This window comes from Trichocoleus sp. DQ-A1 (assembly GCF_039961955.1).
In the GTDB taxonomy this organism is placed as follows: Bacteria; Cyanobacteriota; Cyanobacteriia; order Cyanobacteriales; family FACHB-T130; genus FACHB-T130.
In genome coordinates, this window is record NZ_JAMPKE010000015.1 from 58,833 (window position 1) to 77,944 (window position 19,112).

15 protein-coding genes and 1 pseudogene are annotated in these 19,112 nt (G+C 45.6%); 7 read left to right on the top strand and 9 right to left on the bottom strand.

Annotated features, from left to right (window positions below; translation table 11 throughout):
* The first annotated feature begins 182 nt into the window (after positions 1 to 182).
* Complete coding sequence (locus NDI33_RS15915; protein WP_190429271.1) at positions 183 to 785, top strand: hypothetical protein; 603 nt, start codon at positions 183 to 185, stop codon at positions 783 to 785.
* 200 nt (positions 786 to 985) lie between these two features.
* Here NDI33_RS15915 and add read toward each other — a convergent pair whose 3' ends face one another.
* On the bottom strand, positions 986 to 1,999 hold the full coding sequence (gene add / locus NDI33_RS15920; RefSeq protein ID WP_190675338.1) for an adenosine deaminase: 1,014 nt from the start codon (positions 1,997 to 1,999) through the stop codon (positions 986 to 988).
* A gap of 469 nt (positions 2,000 to 2,468) precedes the next feature.
* On the opposite strand from add, the gene NDI33_RS15925 reads away from it, so the two are divergent.
* Positions 2,469 to 4,724, top strand: a complete 2,256-nt coding sequence (locus NDI33_RS15925) for a Tex family protein (RefSeq protein ID WP_190675340.1) — start codon at positions 2,469 to 2,471, stop codon at positions 4,722 to 4,724.
* Between the two features lie 228 nt (positions 4,725 to 4,952).
* On the opposite strand, the gene NDI33_RS15930 is transcribed toward NDI33_RS15925, so the two are convergent.
* The 6 genes from NDI33_RS15930 to NDI33_RS15955 form a co-directional block, all read right to left on the bottom strand.
* Positions 4,953 to 5,708 (bottom strand): class I SAM-dependent methyltransferase, encoded by a 756-nt coding sequence (locus NDI33_RS15930; protein ID WP_190675342.1) that lies wholly within the window; start codon positions 5,706 to 5,708, stop codon positions 4,953 to 4,955.
* A 289-nt stretch (positions 5,709 to 5,997) separates the two neighbouring features.
* Complete coding sequence (locus NDI33_RS15935) at positions 5,998 to 6,468, bottom strand: phosphate-starvation-inducible PsiE family protein (protein ID WP_190527070.1); 471 nt, start codon at positions 6,466 to 6,468, stop codon at positions 5,998 to 6,000.
* 125 nt (positions 6,469 to 6,593) lie between these two features.
* Entirely contained in the window at positions 6,594 to 7,451 is an 858-nt protein-coding gene (locus NDI33_RS15940; RefSeq protein WP_190667137.1) for a nitrate ABC transporter ATP-binding protein, read from the bottom strand.
* A 159-nt stretch (positions 7,452 to 7,610) separates the two neighbouring features.
* Complete coding sequence (locus NDI33_RS15945) at positions 7,611 to 9,614, bottom strand: nitrate ABC transporter ATP-binding protein (RefSeq protein WP_190675344.1); 2,004 nt, start codon at positions 9,612 to 9,614, stop codon at positions 7,611 to 7,613.
* A 100-nt stretch (positions 9,615 to 9,714) separates the two neighbouring features.
* Positions 9,715 to 10,551 carry a nitrate ABC transporter permease gene (ntrB, locus tag NDI33_RS15950; RefSeq protein WP_190410101.1) on the bottom strand — a complete coding sequence of 279 codons (837 nt, stop codon included), beginning with the start codon at positions 10,549 to 10,551 and terminating at the stop codon, positions 9,715 to 9,717.
* A gap of 103 nt (positions 10,552 to 10,654) precedes the next feature.
* Positions 10,655 to 12,013, bottom strand: coding sequence for a CmpA/NrtA family ABC transporter substrate-binding protein (locus NDI33_RS15955; protein ID WP_190410102.1), 1,359 nt, complete (start codon positions 12,011 to 12,013; stop codon positions 10,655 to 10,657).
* Between the two features lie 922 nt (positions 12,014 to 12,935).
* Here NDI33_RS15955 and NDI33_RS15960 point away from each other — a divergent pair.
* The 4 genes from NDI33_RS15960 (at position 12,936) to NDI33_RS15975 (ending at position 16,263) form a co-directional block, all read left to right on the top strand.
* On the top strand, positions 12,936 to 13,460 hold the full coding sequence (locus NDI33_RS15960; protein ID WP_190410103.1) for a dihydrofolate reductase family protein: 525 nt from the start codon (positions 12,936 to 12,938) through the stop codon (positions 13,458 to 13,460).
* A gap of 424 nt (positions 13,461 to 13,884) precedes the next feature.
* The gene (gene argJ / locus NDI33_RS15965) at positions 13,885 to 15,219 is read left to right on the top strand and encodes a bifunctional ornithine acetyltransferase/N-acetylglutamate synthase (RefSeq protein WP_190675411.1); all 1,335 of its coding nucleotides are present in this window, start codon (positions 13,885 to 13,887) and stop codon (positions 15,217 to 15,219) included.
* 65 nt (positions 15,220 to 15,284) lie between these two features.
* Entirely contained in the window at positions 15,285 to 15,818 is a 534-nt protein-coding gene (locus tag NDI33_RS15970; protein ID WP_190675346.1) for a hypothetical protein, read from the top strand.
* An 85-nt stretch (positions 15,819 to 15,903) separates the two neighbouring features.
* A complete protein-coding gene (locus NDI33_RS15975; RefSeq protein WP_190410106.1) occupies positions 15,904 to 16,263 on the top strand; it encodes a hypothetical protein in 360 nt (119 codons plus the stop codon).
* Positions 16,264 to 16,470: 207 nt separating this feature from the next.
* On the opposite strand, the gene map is transcribed toward NDI33_RS15975, so the two are convergent.
* Positions 16,471 to 17,232, bottom strand: coding sequence for a type I methionyl aminopeptidase (gene map, locus NDI33_RS15980; RefSeq protein ID WP_190675348.1), 762 nt, complete (start codon positions 17,230 to 17,232; stop codon positions 16,471 to 16,473).
* Positions 17,233 to 17,382: 150 nt separating this feature from the next.
* A pseudogene (locus tag NDI33_RS15985) lies at positions 17,383 to 17,812 on the bottom strand (methyltransferase domain-containing protein).
* A 111-nt stretch (positions 17,813 to 17,923) separates the two neighbouring features.
* Here NDI33_RS15985 and hemH point away from each other — a divergent pair.
* Positions 17,924 to 19,087: a ferrochelatase gene (gene hemH, locus NDI33_RS15990; protein ID WP_190675413.1), complete on the top strand. Its 1,164-nt coding sequence runs from the start codon at positions 17,924 to 17,926 to the stop codon at positions 19,085 to 19,087.
* The last annotated feature ends 25 nt before the right edge of the window (positions 19,088 to 19,112 follow it).

The window sequence follows — 19,112 nt, forward strand, 5'->3', positions numbered from 1 at the left end:
TATCAATTGTCACTGAAAAACAACCCTTGCAAATTAGAATAAAATTGTAATTAGTTGGGTTTGAACTAAGCGTTAGCAAAGGATATTTCCGCATTTGCTTAGGTTAAGAGAATATCGCTTTTTTCCCATTTAAGCAGGCGGCTATCATCAGTATCTATTTAAGTAGAAAGGAGACGATTTTTATGATTGATAATGACAAAGTTTTGGGTGAAGATGAAATATTTGTTGAGCAAATTCCACACGAATATGATACTCCTCCGGCAGACACAGGCATGAATAATGCCTTGACTAAAATAGCGATTGGAGCATTCATTGGTGCTACGGTGGGTGCGATAGCTGGCGCTATGGCGAATAAGGGTGCCGTTGATCGGGTAAACCAGACTGTAAGAAATGCAGGAAATGCAGTCAAAAATGCCGCTGACGGTGTTAACCAAACTGTAAGAAGCGTAGGTGATGGTGTAAAGAACGTAGCTGTCAGCGTTAACGACACAGTAATCGATGTAGGGGACAAAGTTAAGGGCGTCACCCAGGATGTTAATTACACCGTAAAAGATACCCTTAGCACAGTTAAGGGTACAGCAGAGAATGTTAACGAAACTGTGAAAGGTACAGTGGATGTACTCAAGGATGCAGCGGATAATGTTAACGAGAATGTCAGAGGTGCGGGAGAAGCATTGAAAGGTGCATCTGAGGATGCCACTCCATCTGAACCTCAGATTGTCAAGGGGCCTGATAAGCAGGTAAAGTACATTTTAGTGCCAGTAGAAACTGAAGGGAATGTTTGATAAACCAAACTTCGAGGAAGGGGAAGTTTAGGAACAAATACTTGAAGTGTTGCTTTTGCAACTGGACAAACTTTTGTCGTCAGAACAAATTTTAATTAGAAGCGATCGCTCTCTGAAAAAAAGAAGCGATCGCTTCTTTTTTTCTAATAAAAAGGGTAGATTGAGCCTTGACTTTTATTAATTGTAGAAATCTTAATAGATTAGGAATTGATTAAGGGCGGTGCCGTTTCAATTTTTCCAAGTAGCTCCATTTTTTCTGTGTCATCACACCAAGAAGATTTGATGGCATTTTTAATCAAATTTACAATATCATCCAAAGAAAACCCTAATTTTTCAACCAACATTTTATATTCGTAAGCTAAACTCGAATTAAACATTTTTGGATCGTCAGTATTAACCGTTATCAGCAGTCCTTCCTCGTATAATTTTTTAATCGGGTGGAGTGAGATGTCAGCAACGACTCCTGTTCTCAGATTAGAGATAGGACACATCTCTATGGGGATTTGCTCTGACTTCAAAAAGGATACTAATTCTGGATCGTCTATCGCACGTACACCATGCCCAATACGATCCACTTTTAAGCTGCGAATGGCTCCCCAGATACTCTCAGAACCTGCTGCTTCACCCGCGTGGGCAGAAGTTTTAAATCCCAAGTTTCTCGCTTGCTCGTAAACCGCTTCGTAGGGTTCGGGAGGAAATGTTTGTTCCGAGCCACCGATGCCAATTCCCAAGACTCCAAGATTTTTTACCTCGTGAATCTGTTTTACCCAAGTCATTCCCTGTTCCGGTCCGAAATCTCGAATCAGGTCGGCTACTAAATTCACTGTAATTTTATCGGCATGAACATCCAAACCTTTGCGAATTGCTTCTGTGAGTTTCTGGGGTTCCAGTCCATGCCGAATAAAATCACCTGGAGAATAAAAAGCTTCCACATAAATAATATTTTGAGAAGCTAAATCCTCAGCAACTTTACTGGCAATCAATGTAAAATCTTCGTATTCTCGTAAAAAGTTGTTCTTCCAAACCCAGGTGTCAATAAAATGTTGAAAATCTTTGTATTGAAATTTTTGCTCCATCTGGGAGAATGAACCAACGGAAGAAACGGCATTATACTTTTCTATAAGTTGCCAAAGGGCTGTGAGGGGAATTGCTCCCTCCAGATGAAGATGAAGTTCAACTTTGGGTAATTGGTGCAGAGTATCATTTAGCAACATATTCTTAAAATGAAAAGTAATTTTTATCAGCGTCAGATGACGCAATTTTATCGCTCAAAAATCGCCAACTCTATTTATTAGAGTTACTTTGCCTAAAGGTTATTATCTTCCTCCAAGTGGTTCACCCGATTGGGTGACAGTATGGACAGATAGCTCCCAGGTGAGAATATAGCGGGCAAGCTAGTTGAGTCCAATACAAACCTAACCCCCAGCCCTTCCCTAGTGGGAAAGGGGAGTAAGACTTAAATCAAAGCCTCTCTCCTGCTAGGACAGAGGTTTGGAGAGAGGTCAAAAATGTACTGCATCCAACGGAGAACGGCTATATCTCATTGATATTCCTTGGCAGTAAGGGTGCCTTTACACACAATTAGTTTTCTGTCAATGTGGAAGCGATAAAAATAATTCGTGGATGGGTGTTTTAGGATGATCATCACAGAAGTGTCTGATTCGTAACTGCTGAACACATCCGATGCTGAACATTCCTCAACTACTAGCACAAGAGCTTTCCCTCAAACCTTCTCAGGTGCAAAGTGCGCTGGAACTTTTCGCCGAGGGGTCAACGATTCCCTTTATTGCTCGTTATCGGAAAGAGCGTACTGGCACAATGGACGAAATCCAGCTTCGCAACCTGTCGGAGCGATTTACCTACCTGACGGAGCTAGAAGAGCGCAAGGCGGCGATTCTGGAAGCGATCGCATCCCAAGGTAAACTGACCGATGAGCTGAAAGCTAAAATCGAATCCTCTGTGCAAAAAACCGAACTAGAGGATCTTTACCTACCCTACAAAACGAAGCGACGGACACGCGCCACCATCGCTAGGGAAAAAGGACTGGAACCCCTGGCAGAGTTCATCAAGTCGCTGAACAATCGCACTGCTCAGCCTGCATCCTTGGAGGCTGAGGCAACAAAGTATATTTCTGAAGAAAAGGGAGTGAAGACGGTGGAGGAAGCGCTTAAAGGTGCTTCTGACATTCTGGCGGAGGCGGTGTCTGAAAAAGCTGAGGTGCGATCGCATCTACGCGACTATTTGATGAACGAAGGGGTATTCGTCTCGCGCATCAAAAACGATCATCCCGAAGGTTCCACCAAATTTGAGATGTACCGAAATTTCCAGGCTTCGGTAAAAAATATTGCGCCGCACAACTTGCTGGCACTGCTGCGAGGCGAGACGGAGGAAGTATTGAACTTAGAACTTTCCTTCGATGAAGAAGTTGTCCTGTCGTATTTGGAGTCGCAGGAAATCCAAACGAAAGTCCCTGCGGTGAGAGACTTTTATCGGGGAATGCTCAAAGATGCCTTCAACCGTTTGATGAAAGCTTCCCTGATTAGCGAAGTGCGTGCTGATAGAAAAGCTTATGCAGATGTCGAGTCGATTAAGACATTTGAAAGTAATTTGCGGGAGTTGCTGCTGTCGAGTCCCGCGGGATTGAAGCCGACGCTGGCAATCGATCCGGGATTTCGGACTGGCTGCAAAGTTGCCGTTCTTGATGAGACGGGGCAATTTTTAGAATACCAGGCTGTCTTTCCCCATCAAGCAGCCGAGCAGCGATTGAAGGCTGCCAGCACTCTCAAGAAATTGATTGAAAAGTACAATATTCAACTGATAGCCATCGGTAATGGCACTGCCGGACGAGAGACGGATGAGTTCGTTGCAGAAATTCTCAAGACGATGGATCGCAAACCGATTAAAGTCATGGTGAATGAGTCGGGAGCATCGATTTATTCTGCGAGTGATGTCGCGATCGCAGAATTTCCCGATCTTGATATTACGGTTCGCGGTGCTATCAGCATCGGTCGTCGCTTGCAAGATCCCTTAGCCGAACTCGTCAAGATTGACCCCAAATCGATTGGCGTCGGACAGTACCAACACGATGTCGATCAAAAATTACTGAAAACGAAGCTAGATGATACGGTAGAAAGTTGCGTGAACTATGTCGGTGTGGATTTGAACACTGCCTCAAAAGAACTTTTGACCTTTGTTTCCGGGATGACACCAACGGTTGCCAAAAATATCATCACCTATCGCAACAAGCAGGGTGCATTCAAAAACCGCCGGGAATTGATGAAAGTGCCAAAATTAGGGCCAAAAGCCTTTGAACAGGCGGCTGGTTTCTTGCGGATTCGCGCTGGCGAAAATCCTTTGGATAATACAGCCGTGCATCCTGAGAGTTATGGGGTTGTACAAGCGATCGCTAAAGATTTAAATGTGCCGTTGGAGCAAATTACGCAAGTTGCAGAAAAACTTAAGTCAACCAACTTGAAGAAATACGTCACTGATACCATCGGCGAACCGACGCTGCGCGATATTATCAGCGAACTAGAAAAGCCGGGAAGAGATCCCCGCGCCGAGTTTAAGTATGCCACTTTTAAGGAAGGAGTCAAAGAAATAAGGGATCTCCAAATTGGCATGGAACTGGAAGGGATTGTGACGAATGTTGCTAACTTTGGCGCGTTTGTCGATATCGGCGTTCACCAAGATGGTTTGGTGCATATTTCGCAACTCTCTGACCGATTTGTAGAAGATCCAAAACAAATTGTCAAAGTCGGACAAGTTGTGAAAGTGCGAGTTCTAGAAGTCAACGAGCAGTTGAAACGCATTAGTTTGTCGATGAAATCAGCAGGCGAAGCGAGTGGCGGAAGTAGTGTGAAAAAAACAAGCGATCGCATGCAACAAAAATCACCAACACTAAACGACTTAAAAACGAAGTTTGGTAGAAAATCGTAAGCTTGCAACTTCCTAGCTCGATCCCCCCAACCCCCCTTAAAAAGGGGGGGCTAAAATTCTTAAGACTTTGGCAATATTGGGTAAGCTCTAAATAAAAAAATACTTTTTTATTTAGAGATTCTGATTTTTATCAAGTTTTTTTTAGTTTAGAAATGAAAAATATTGGTCTTAGCTTCCCTTAAAAAGGGGGGTTGGGGTGCTCAAATATAGCAGCAGCCCAAAATTATCTTATCCCTTCAGCTTTTGAAAAACCATCAAATGCTGCTGAGGTAAAAAGCTTTTTGTTTCCAACCATTGCAAACCCACTGCTGCCATTTCTTTACGCACTTGCTTTTGAGTCATTTTGTGCAGCGCTTTGATCAGAATAAACGGATTTTCACCGCGATACTCAACTAAAACTACACGTCCACCTGGTTTAAGCGCCTTCACAAGTGCTTCCATCACTTCTCTGGGATACTCAAATTCGTGATAAGCATCCACCATTAACGCCAAATCGACACTTGCTGTCGGCAGATTTGGGTCTTTAATTGTGGCTAAAATTGGCTCAACATTCGTAATATTTCCCTCTTTTTTCATAAAATTCATCATGTCGAGCATCTCCGGCTGAACATCCACCGCCAGCACCTTCCCTTGTGACACGAGGGGAGCAATGCGAAAGCTCATGTATCCCGTCCCGGCTCCGATATCTGCCACAATATCAGTAGGTTTCAAGTCAAGGGCATTCACCACTTTAGAAGGTCGCTCTTCAGCTTCTCGACTCGGTCGTTCCAGCCAAAATGCTCCCTCATGTCCCATCACTTTAGCAATTTCTCGACCCATGTAAAACTTGCCAATGCCTTCTGAGCTGTGGTTGCTCCGTTCCTGATAAATCGCGTTATCAGAAGCTATTGTATTTGTTAGTCCCGTGTCAGCAGGATTAAGCAAGAAACCGCCTATCATTACCAAAATAATCACTGCTACACGTAATTTTTTCAAAATTTCCATCCTTGGTTTACCTAAATATGTCTCTGCTTTGTGCCCCAAAGCTCAACTTAGCACTCAGACAGTCAAGAGCATATCATCCGATTCCTTAAAATCTTCGGAATTCCCGAAGAAACGGCTATATGAAGAATCGGATGTATTAGGAAGTAGCTGGTGATGCGATCGCGGCATCGACTAATGGGCTAATCCCACTCGGAGATTCTCAAAGCACCGCTGGACGCCCATTTAAGTTGAAATTTCATCATTAAGTGCGCTTCGATCTGCCAGTGCGAGTGTCAGTCCTCAACCTGCCTTATTCGTTATGCTGTTTGGCATTCATGTGACGAATAATCCAATAACTAATTGAAAGAGATAATAGGGCAATTCCCAACCCAATTATGTCAACCCCTGATGTTTTTTCCAAGTCTAGAATAATAATTTTTCTGGCAACAGCGATTATAGAAGTAACAATAACTAATTCAACTTGAATAACGTGTTTTTTTAGATATGCAGTGATATTTTCTAATATTTCAAGAGCAATCAAAACATTCAAAAACAATCCAAATATTTTGAATAATGTTTTAGTAAAAGGCTCATCTGGTTGACCAATCAGCGTTTGTACCAAAGACAAGCCTAGATTCCAAATTGCTAACAAGATAACTAATATCATAGCAATTGAAAGAATTTTGGAAACTATACCCTCTATATTTTCTAGCTGGTGCAAAAAGTTTTCATCTCTGAAAGCTGCTCTGATTTGTTTTGTTAACTTTTTGCCTATCCGCATTTTGCTAGTCTCTTTTTATAGATACACCATTGAGATTGTTTGAAAAGCGTTAGTATTTTTTATGATTAACGCGCTAAAAGGCAAAAGGAAAAAAAGGAGCGTTATTTTTCCTTTTGCCTGTTGCTTTATTCGTCGTGGGCGAAGCGATTGTAGAGAAAATCTAGAGCGTGATTCCGGAGTTTGTAGTATTGCGGATCTTCCATAATGCGGGCGCGATCGCGCGGACGCGGAAAAGGTATTTCCATTACCTCACCAATTTTAGCGTGAGGCCCATTCGTCATCATCACCAATCGATCTGCTAGAAATAGAGCTTCATCAATATCGTGAGTGATCATCAACACGGTTGCCCGGTTGTCGTTCCAAATTTTTAGCAATTCTTCCTGTAATTCTTCCTTAGTAATCGCATCCAACGCTCCAAAAGGTTCATCTAGAATTAAGACTTGGGGACGAATCGCCAAAGCACGAGCAATACTCACCCGCTGTTTCATCCCGCCGGATAATTGCGGCGGCTTTTTGTCAGCAGCTTCTGTGAGTCCTACCATTGCTAAATGATCTCGCACTATTGCCCTTTTTTCAGCTTCCGGTTTATTAGGATAAACTGCGTTAACAGCCAGGTAAATGTTTTCAAACGCAGTCCGCCAAGGTAACAAAGCGTAATTCTGGAATACTACCATGCGGTCTGGCCCTGGCTGGGTGATGCGCTTCGAGCCAACCCGAACCTCGCCGCTGCTGGGCGTATTGAAACCCGACACCATGTTGAGCAGTGTCGATTTACCACAGCCAGAGTGACCGATGAGGCAGATAAACTCGCCTTGCTGTACAGTAAGGTTAACGTCTTCCAGCACCGTGTAAGGACCTTTTGGTGTTGGATAAACTTTGGATACGTTCTCAATCACCAAAAACGGTGAACTAGGGGATTTTTGAGTGTTGAGGTTTGAGTTTTGAGTTAAAGAATTTGAGGTTTGAAAGTTAAAAGCTTGCATGGCTGTAGAAGGAGTAAATAAACTGTGGGAGCAAAACTAGGGGATTTCTAATCGCGGCTACACAGGCAAAACTCTACAAAAGTGGGTTTCAAATTCAATCCACGCAGGCGGGCAAGAGTTTGTATAGCCGCGAATGACCTTCGCTGGGGTTTCTATTAATTAAGCTGCCGTCTTTGTCCTGGAATCGATGACAACTTCCGCAACTGAAAAGTCCTGCTTAATTGCCAGACTGTTGAGGTAGGAAATTGGGTCATCGGCGTTAAACGGAGTGCCGTCAAAAAGTTGAATTGCGCCGCGAGTGTAACTAATGTCAAGACCCAGTTCTCGCGCTGCTGTACTGAACGCACCAACTCGACAGACTCGTTCCAGAATTTCTACCCAATTTCTGGGGAAAGGAGTATCGCCCCAACGCGCTAGCTGTGTCATAATCCAAAGTTGCTCAGTACGACTGGGACGGTTGACACCACCTTCACCGTAAAACTGGTGATGGGCATACTCGCGCATGGGATGCTCTAAGCTACAGGCAGAGTAGTTTGGTTCTCCCATCTGGATGTAAGCCAAATCGGTGCTTACATACTCCCGTCGCGCCAAAATCTCCCGAATTTCTTGGGCATTACCCGTATCTGCACAGTATTTGCAAGCCTCTAAGAGAGCTTTAACTAAGGCAATGTGGGTGTTCGGATAAGCTGCTGCCCAGTCTTCCCTCACTCCTAGAACTTTGCCTGGGTGTCCCAGCCAAATTTCTAAGTCTGTCGCAATAGTAAAGCCAATTTCTTCCTCGGCGGCGCGGAGGTTCCAAGGTTCCCCGACGCAGTAACCGTCAATCGTTCCGGCTTGCAAATCCACTACCATTTGGGCGGGAGGAATGGTTTTTAGGGATACGTCGCGGTCGGGGTCAATGCCACCAGCTGCCAGCCAGTAACGCAGCAACAGGTTGTGCATGGAACTGGGATGCACCATTCCCATCCGGTGCTGACGATCGGGAGTGCGACGCAGGTAATCTTTAAAATCAGATAAGGTGTACACGCCTTCCTCGTAGAAGTGCTTGGCGAGGGTGATGGCGTTGCCGTTGCGGGTCATGGTCAGGGAGGTGACGACCGGAACGGAGCGGTTTTCATGACCTCCCAGAGTTAACCAGAGAGGCATTCCGGAGGGCATCTGGGCGGCATCTAAATATCCGCCAGTCATGCCGTCGGTGATTCCCCGCCAGCTGGTTTCACGCATCAGGTTGACTTCATCAAGTCCATGCTTGGTAAAGAAACCTTTTTCTTTAGCGACAGCTAGAGGCGCACAAGCGGTTAGCGGTAAGAAGCCAATATCGAGATTAACTTTTTCTAGACCATGACGAGCGATCGCTGTCGTCTTCCTCGCCCGAATTTTCTTAATCCGTTTCTGCTGATTGAGGAAGTAAATCATCTCACTCCGCAAGCTGTAGTAGCTGGGATGTTCTACTACTTCCATCCGCTTGCGGGGTCGGGGAATATCAACTTCTAGAATCTGACCGATTTTGGATTCTGGCCCATTGGTGAGCATTACAATTCGGTCAGATAACAGCACCGCCTCATCGACATCGTGAGTCACCATGACGGCGGTGACTTGGTTTTCTTCGCAGATTTTCATCAGCTGTTCTTGCAAGTTACCCCGCGTCAGTGCATCTAATGCACCAAACGGTTCATCTAGTAGCAGTAACTTGGGACGAATCGCGAGGGCGCGTGCGATCGCTACCCTTTGTTTCATTCCACCGGATAATTGAGCGGGTGGCTTATCAGCAGCATGACGCAACCCTACCATATCAATATGCTGCTCGACGACTGCTTTGCGTTCCCCTGCTGGCAAATCTTTCATCACCGAGTTTACAGCTAACGCAATATTTTCCCGTACCGTGCGCCAAGGCAATAGCGAATAATTTTGGAATACTACCATCCGGTCAGGGCCAGGTTTAGTAATGCGTTGTCCTTCCAGCGTCACTACACCTTCAGTTGGCAAATCCAAACCCGCCACCATGTTTAACAAAGTGGATTTACCACAACCGGAGTGTCCAATTAGAGAAACAAATTCTCCCTTTTTTATCTGGAGGTCAATTCCTTTGAGGGCGACATAGGTGCCACCTCCGGTTAACGAAAAAACTTTATCAATTTGGTCAACGGCAACAAAAACGCTCATAGTAGTTGGTGATTGGTAATTGGTAATTGGTGATGACTAACGGGTGATTGGTAGTAGGTAATAGGTAGTAAGTAGGCGCTTTTTACCCATTACCCAGTCCCTACTTCTGTCCTTCGGGTAAAATCCGCGTTTCGATCCAACCCATCGCTTTATCTAGCAGCAGACCAACAACACCGATGTAGATTAAAGCCAAGATAACTTCGCTAACTGCGTTATTCTGATAAGCTTCCCAGATAAAGAAGCCAATCCCGACAATCCCGGACATCACAATTTCTGCTGCGATAATTGCCAACCAAGCCAAACCGATTGCAATTCTCAAACCTGTGAAAATGTAGGGTAAAGCAGCAGGAATGAGAATATTGAAGAAGTATTCTTTCCGTGAAAGCTGCAAAACTTTGGCGACGTTGTTGTAATCTTGGGGGATTTGCTTCACTCCTACCGCTGTATTAATCAAGATAGGCCAAATAGCGGTGATAAAAATTACGAAAAGGGCGGCTGGTTCGTTTTGGCGCAATGCTGCCAAAGAAATTGGCACCCAAGCTAGAGGCGGTACGGTTCGCAATAACTGGAAGATGGGATCTAAAGCTTTGGACATCATTTTATTTGTACCAATCAAGATGCCCAAGGCAATACCAATAATCGCTGCTAAGGAGTAACTAATAGCGACTCGTTGTAAACTAGCGAGAATCTGCCAAAACAAACCTTTGTCCGTACCGCCTCGGTCATAAAAAGGCCAGAAAATTAGTATCCAAGTATCTTTGACAACCTGTATTGGCCCTGGTAGCGTTGCACCTGGAGTCCAAGAAAACAGCTGCCACGCGCCGAGGAAGATAGCGATCGCAATAATTGGCGGTATCAGGTCAGGAAATTGTTTGTTCAGGCGGGATAACCAGGTGTTCTGGGAAGCAGTTGCAGGGCGTCTTTGTAGCGTTGTCATGGACAGTGTTCTCCTAAACTTTACTAATTGACTAAGGGGTTGTTGGTCTATTGGTTGCTGTCTGTTGTCCGTTGTTTGTTATCAACTAACTGCCGACAACCGACTAAGCTTTCACCTTTTTGATTTTCAGTTGTTGCAGGTAAGCTGTGGGATTCTCTGGGTCAAACTTGACACCATCAAAAAATTCTTCAACGCCACGAGACGTACTTGTAGGAATGTCGGCAGCAGAAATTCCGGCTTCTTTGGCAGCTTCTCGCCAAATGTCTTCCCGATTGACTTTATCAATAAGGGCTTTAGCATTTGCCAATGCAGATTCAGGCAAAAATCCCCAGCGGACGCTTTCTGTGATAAACCAAAGATCGTGGCTCTTATAAGGATAAGAAACACTTCCTTTTTCATCTTTCCAGTAAAGAGATGCCATTGATTTATCATCAATGACACGACCATCGCCCATGTCATATTTCCCCTGAAATGGTTCGGCTAAAATTTCGGATGGAAGATTAAAATAATTTCGTTCGCCAAGGATTTCAGCGGCTTCTTTCCGGTTGTCAAAATTATCTAACCACTGCTGCGCTTCCATCAGACCTTTCAAAAGTGCTTTGGTAGCTTTGGGATTCTTGTCAACCCACTCTGCTTTCATAGCAAAGTATTCTTCTGGGTGGCACTTCCAAATTTCCGCTGTCAATGCTGAAATGAAGCCAATCTTATCTTTAACAATTCGATAAGGCCAGGGGTCGCCTGTACTGAAAGCATCCATCGTTCCCGTCTTCATATTGGCAACAGTTTGAGCAGAGGGTACGGGAATTAATTTAACTTCCGTATCTGGATCGATGCCGTTTCCTGCTAACCAGTAGCGAATCCAGAAATCCTGATTAACTTGTGAAAAAGTATAAGCAGCGGTAAAAGGAGTTTTTGCGGATTTGAGTCCGTCAAAAAATGCCGTCGCTTTGTCCATTTTTAACTCAAGACCTTTTCCGAGATGCTTGCTAGCAATCGCGATTCCATTTCCATGAGTAATCAACTGAGCCAGCACGTACATGGGAATTTTCTGATTACCTTTGGTGATTAAACCTTCAGTAATGAGATGCGGCATTGGCATCTGATATTGACCACCATCAACGCCGCCACCCGCTGAACCTATTTCGGTGTTATCCCGCATAGAACCCCAGGAAGCTTGCTTGGAAAGCTCAACTCCAGTCATGCCATACTTGGCAAAGAAGCCTTTTTCTTGAGCAATAATAAAAGGAGCTGCTTCTACAATTGGGATATATCCTAGTTTTACTTTATTAGTTTCCGGTGCTTGTTCTGGGCTAATGTTAGCGGCAGGCGTTGTCTGTGCTTGCGTTCTGTTGCTGAATTCCGGGGGATTTCCTAAACAGCCTTTGAGCAATAAAGACCCCATTGCGGATGCTCCAGCAGTTAGGATAAATTTGCGGCGTGAAAGTTTAGAAAATTCGCTCATAAAGTCTCCTTCCTACAATCTGGTTTAGTATTTTGAACGGAAGAGCTATCTTAATTAAAAGAACGCTTTTTGAACGCAAAAGCCATGCCAATTAGAGGCATACCAAACCGATTTCCTAGAAGGGTCAAAGGTTTAATGCACTAAAATTGACGGTTGTTTGCTACAACCAAGTCGCGAACCTAGTGATAGATTTACGACAATTAGCTTTTGAAAAATTTGCTGAGGTTGGTCGCGCTAGCTTCTTTGCGTCAGGTAACGCTGCTTTTCCTCTGCGTTAAAGGTAAATATATCACCTTGATTAGTGAGCGCCTAGCTAAAAAGCGTTACTTATCAGTGGAATCTTCAATGGTATTTATAAATTTTTTCTTTAGATTAGACGCCATAATCAGCTAAACCAATAGGCTGATTAACGGGTGATTATCTAAACTCCTGAATTTGACCTAAAACCTAATTCAAGGCAGCGCGATCGCTCAAATTGCATACATCAGGCAGACTTGTTAATGAAAAATCCAATGGTAATCATAGAAATTTCCTTGGATGTCATCGCTCGACCGAATAAACAGCCTAATTAAGTTTTGCTTATTTAACCGATTTAATCAGGTTTATCAAATTTCCTCAACTTGAGGCGATCGCTGATGCTGAATGTATTGATCCCTCTAGCCTGTCGGGAGAGCTAAATTCATCTTCTATTTCCGCCTAACACACCAAGCAGACTAGTGATCTTGGTAGATTACGATGTGAAGCGAGCAGCCAGGTTGTGGTTGGGTTTCGCTCCCACACAAGCCTAACGAACGGCTTTTCAAAGGTTTCAAGAGTTTTGGAGAGTCTTGCAGCTCGAAACCTCGTCCCCAACTCTCTCTTTGCTTGCAGGGAATAGCCGGGGTGGGGTAAAACTGGACTGCATCCAAACCAGAATTGCTGTATGCGAAAACTAAAATATTACGTAGCTTGCACCATTGATGGGTTTATTGCCCACGAAGACCACACAATTGATGGTTTTCCTTCGGAAGGCGAACACATAACCGATTATCTCGAATCGCTCAAGCAGTTTGATGTCGTTTTAATGGGACGCAGGACATACGAGTTCGGGCTAAAGCTCGGCGTGACTAATCCTTATCCAGCGATGAAGCAGTACGTTTTCTCGCGGACGATGAAGGAAAGCCCCGATGAGAATGTTGAACTCGTTTCGGACAATATTACTGAATTGGTCAGGAAATTGAAAAATGAAACCGGCAAAGACATCTACCTTTGCGGTGGCGCGGATTTAGCGACAATGCTTCTTGGCGAAAACTTGATTGACGAGATCATCCTGAAGTTGAGTCCGGTACTATTCGGTTCGGGCATTCCACTTTTTTCTGGAGTCATCAAGCAAACCGCTTTAGAACTCACGGACAGCAAAATCTATGCAACTGGTGTCTTATTGCTTCATTATCGGGTGAAGAATTGAAGTATTAAGGCTTACAGATTAGAGGATATTAAGGTCAAGCGATTGCTTCTGAAGTTCCGCTTGCTTGAGATAAGATGCTCCTCGCCTGATGGACGATTAGTTCTTACAAGCCTAAAAGACTCACCACCATTTTTAGCAATCCGATCCGCGAAAACCTGTGCCAGTCGCCAACTTCCGAAACCAGACAGCGCTGTTGGGGACGCGATCGCTTCTCCCCAATTGCTCGCGTAGAAGGGGGCGTGAACTGTAGAAAGCATCCACAAAGCAAATTGACTTTTTGGGCGCTAGGCTAACGCCTCGCTTTGCTATTTTCATGCCCAAAGGGCTGTACGCGATCGCGTCCAATTTAATTTATGACTCAGTAACACTCACCGCAGCCCTGAGAATTGCTAAAATTTGCATCATTTATCTTTCAGGGGGAGTGATGACAAACTGGCAAATCATTAGTGGTGGAGTAACGGCTCCTAGAGGGTATCGGGCGGCTGGAATCGCCGCCGGACTAAAGCCTTCAGGCTTACCGGATTTAGCGCTAATTTATTCAGAGGTAGAAGCGATCGCAGCAGGCGTTTTCACCACCAGTCAAGTACGCGCCGCTTGTGTCGATTATTGCCGTCAGCACCTCTCTACCAAACACAGCGCCCACGCAATTCTCTGCAATGCTGGGCAAGCCAACGCCGCTACGGGTTCCCAAGGTTGGATCGACGCGATTGAAAGCGCTCAGATGTTGGCTCAAATACTGAATATCTCCTCTGACTCTATCTTGTTGGCATCTACGGGCGTTATTGGGCAACGAATTAAGATGGATGCCCTGCGGGATGGGATTCCTAAATTGGTCGCCGCTGCTTCTGAAACCGGCGGCGATGCAGCCGCCCAAGCGATCGTCACCACCGACTTAGTGACCAAATCGATTGCCCTAGAGACCACTTTTGGCGATCGCCCGGTGCGAATCGGCGGTATGGCAAAGGGATCTGGGATGATTCATCCCAACATGGCGACGATGCTAGCTTTTGTCACTTGCGATGCGGCGGTTGCTCCTTCTCTCTGGCAAAAAATGGTGAGTCGAGCCGCTGACCAAAGTTTTAACCAAATTACCGTAGATGGCGATACCAGTACCAACGATACGCTGATCGCCTTAGCAAATGGGGAATCTCGCACCCCAGCGATTACCGAGATGGGACCAGACGCCGAGAAATTAGAGGCGATGCTGACTGAAGTTTGCCAATATTTAGCGAAAGCGATCGCCCGTGATGGCGAAGGGGCTACCTGCTTAATTGAAGTGCAAGTTACCGGCGCATCGGATGAAAAAGCTGCCCGTCAGGTTGCCAAAACGGTTGTCGGTTCATCCTTAGTTAAGTCAGCCGTGTTTGGGCACGATCCAAACTGGGGAAGAATTGCAGCAGCGGCGGGTCGTTCCGGAGTGCTGTTCGATCAAGAACATCTCCGCATTCAGCTAGGGGACTTCTTATTGATGGAAAATGGTCAACCGTTGCCCTTCGATCGGGCGGCGGCGAGTGCTTATTTAAAACAAGCGGCGGCGGCGTCGGCAAAAGAGTTACTCAGCACTGATTCCAGCAATGACTTAATGCAAGTAGAGTCCGGTCAACCTGTTGCATTTGGTCGCCCCGCCTCACCTACCAACTTCAAAGATCAGACTGTTGCGATCGCGCTGAGCATCGGGAATGGTTCGGGTTCTGGTGTCGCCTGGGGCTGCGACTTGAGTTATGACTATGTGAAGATTAACGCTGAGTACACAACCTGACTTTTGAGGAATTTGACCGATCTGTTGTGGGTGCCATACTGCGGACTCTCGCAAAGGTTAATAGGATGAAAACTAAAACAACCAAAAATATCATCAAATTTCAATCCTATAAGTTTGCCTTTGAGCGCATGGAAGAGGCAATTCAAAAAGAGTTTTTCCTGGAATCAATTATGATTGCGGAAAGCATCATTTCAGATCGGCTTCTCAGTTACTTAGTTGTTAGACTGAAAGAATCCGGTGAAACTCATCAGTTTACAAATAAAGAAACTTTCCTAGGAAGATTGATTCAGGAATGGAAAAGGCGGGATGAGAAAGTTCCGTATAAAACTAGGGAAGATTTGATTGATGCTGTGAGGCTCTGGAGCTACGACCGGAATGAATGCGCTCATGGTCTTGTGAAATCTCGACCGGGCGACCCGACTACATCGGTAGAAGAGTTTACCAAAAAAGCTTCTAACTGTGCAGTCAATGGGAAACAGCTAGCCCGTGATATCTGTAGCTGGACGCAAAGCAAAAAATCAAAAATTAGAAAGACGAAAGTCCAAGCGCCTGAATCAATCGATACACCCACACAGCCTGCTTGTTCTGATTTAATTTAGGGCGATCGCTTGGTGAAAGCGATCGCTGAGTGCCCCATGAAATTACCAACACACGCATTGTCCTCCCTAGGAGGATCGATAATGTATGTTCAGAAAAATGGAGTTGCTTTGCCTTGCCATCATGTTGGGAATCGCCTTGCTGCCCAAACAAACACTGGCGCAAGAGTCATCTTACTTAGAATCGCGGATTTCTAGATTGGAATCCGAAACTTATCAATTGCGATCGCAAATAAATCAGCTACAGTCGCAGTTACAAGGACAGAACCAGTCCCCCTCTGGAAGAACCGGCTCAACGAAACCAGCGCCTCCTATCGCCCCTAGAGGCAATCGACCCGCCTCAGCAGACCCCATGTTTGACCGCCTAGCCACTCTGGTAATCGAACTCAAGCAGCGTATCAACAAACTAGAAGCACAAGTTGCTGAATTACAAAAACAACGCCGTTGAAACTCCCCACGGCTATAAGCCGGGGGATGCTTTCACCTCAGGGATTTCCATGAATTTATCCTCCCAAAGGTACTGCGGCGAAGAATTGGGTAGAAGCCAAACAATTTTAGATTTTTTAACCAAAACCTGGTGCATCTACGCTCCTGATAAATTCCCAGCAATTTCTCGATACCGACAAAGCAACCTTTGATCGGGGAACCGCTAATCTTAAGCTTGGGTAAGGATTTCGACGCCTTCCTCAGTAACAGCCACCGTATGCTCAAACTGGGCGGAGAGCTTGCGATCGAGTGTGACAGCCGTCCACCCATCGTCGAGAAGCTCGACTTCCCAAGTTCCCTCATTAATCATCGGTTCAATCGTAAAAACCATGCCTGGTCTCAGACGCTTCCCGGTTCCGCGTCTACCATAATGGAGGATCTCTGGTGCAGTATGGAAAATGCGGTGAACACCGTGTCCCGCGAAGTTCCGCACCACAGAAAAACCTTCTCCTTCAGCGTACTCTTGAATCACTGCCCCAATATCGCCAATCCGCGCCCCCGGCTTGACTTCAGCAATTCCTCTGTTTAGGCACTCCAGCGTCACCTCAACCAACTTTTTCGCGATGGGTGAGGGCTTCCCGACAAAAAACGTCTTAGAGGTATCGCCGTGGTAGCCATCCACCAGCGGCGTCACATCAATGTTAATGATGTCTCCTTCTTTGAGAACCTGTTTAGCGCTGGGGATGCCGTGACAGACCACCTCATTGATACTGGTGCAAAGAGACTTGGGAAATCCCTTGTAGCCCAGCGGGGCGCTTTTCGCTTTGTGAGCCAAAGTCCAGCGTTCAGCTTCATCGTTGATTTCTAGGGTACTGACTCCTGGCTTGACCATCGGTTCTAGATGGTTGAGGAGTTCAGCCGCCAAGCGTCCAGCCTGACGCATTTTATCCAACTCCCGGTTTGACAACAGCTCAATTGTTTCGCTTTTCATCTGTAATATATTTCCTTGATTTTCTGGTGGCGATTAGCCGCTTGTGAGGCAAGAGAAGGCGTCTCATTTGCAGCTAATTCGTGTATCTGGGAATGCAGAGTAGACGCGCTGCTTCCCCCTAGCTCTGTTTCTGGTGCGTTCTGGAGTGGTTTATTTCTGGGCGTGAATCACCTGCAAACTTCCACCTGCATGGAGAGTCGGTTCTTCCACCAGATTAAACCCAATCTCCTGCAACAACCCAGCCAAATCCGTCTTTAACAGCTGCCAAGCGGTTTCTGTTTCAAACAGCCACAAAAATAGGGAGATTGGAGGCCAAAATAGCGGATTTGTGGGACGATGAAAATCGACTAAGGCAAAGATACCTTCCGGTTTTAGTACCCGGTAGACTTCTTGGAGAATTTGCCGCAATCGATCGGGTTCCATTTCATGCATAGCAGCACGTTTCTGAATCGATCGTTAACCCTTGCAAAGGTAGTTGACGAAATCTTGCTTCCCCGCCTACACTCACAGCAGCTAAACGAGCGATCGCATCATACAGCCACTGGTGTTGATAACTCCAAGTACTTAAAATAGTAGCCACTACTCTACCCGTAGTTAAAATCTGTATCTCTTATTGCAGACCCGAACCTTTAAAAGAATATTATTGTTAAAATCAGTAACGAAAATGAAAGATTTGGAAACTGTAACCGCTATGGGTCGTGTAGGAGTTTTGCTACTAAATCTGGGTGGGCCGGATGATTTAGAGGATGTTGGGCCTTTTCTGTTTAATCTGTTTTCCGACCCAGAGATTATTCGCATACCCTTTTCTGGGCTACAGAAACCCTTAGCGTGGCTGATTTCCACCTTAAGAACCAAAAAATCGCAAGAAAACTATCGGGAAATCGGGGGCGGCTCCCCACTGCGGCGGATTACAGAAGCCCAAGCAGAAGCGCTTCAGGCAAAATTGCAGCAACAAGGACAAGAAGCGAATATTTACATTGGGATGCGTTACTGGTATCCCTTTACAGAAGAAGCGATCGCTCGCATCAAACGCGACGCCATAGAACACCTGGTAATTCTGCCCCTCTATCCTCAATTTTCCATCAGCACCAGCGGTTCCAGCTTCCGCCTTTTAGAAAGACTGTGGCAGGAAGACCCAGCACTGAGCCGAATCGAATACACCGTCATTCCCTCCTGGTATCACCAACCCAGCTACCTACAAGCAATGGCTGAGTTGATTACCCAAGAACTGGACCAATTTCCCAATCCCGACCAAGTTCATCTCTTTTTCAGCGCTCACGGTGTTCCTGTGAGCTACGTTGAAGAAGCCGGAGATCCCTATCAAAGAGAAATTGAGGACTGCACCGCTCTAATTATGCAGACCCTCAATCGACCTAATTCCCACACCTTGGCTTATCAAAGTCGAGTCGGGCCAGTCGAGTGGCTTAAACCCTATACCGAAGACGCTCTAAAAGAACTGGGAGCCAAGGGAGTCGAAAATTTGTTGGTTGTACCGATTAGCTTTGTCTCCGAGCATATTGAAACCCTACAAGAAATTGACATTGAGTACCGCGAACTGGCAGAAGAATCTGGCATCCACGACTTCCGCCGCGTGCCAGCACTAGATACTCATCCCCGCTTTATTGAAGCAATGGCGACTTTGGTAATTGATGCTCTCGACGCCCCCAGCTTGAAGCTATCCCAAGTCACACAGCTCAAGAAGAAAGTCAAAATGTATCCCCAAGAGCGCTGGGAGTGGGGCATGACCACAGCAGCAGAAGTCTGGAACGGACGGCTGGCAATGCTTGGCTTTCTTGCCTTAGTAATCGAGTTAATTAGCGGTCGCGGCCCTCTACACTTTGTTGGGCTAATGTAAAAACTAAAAATAAAATAAAAAAGTA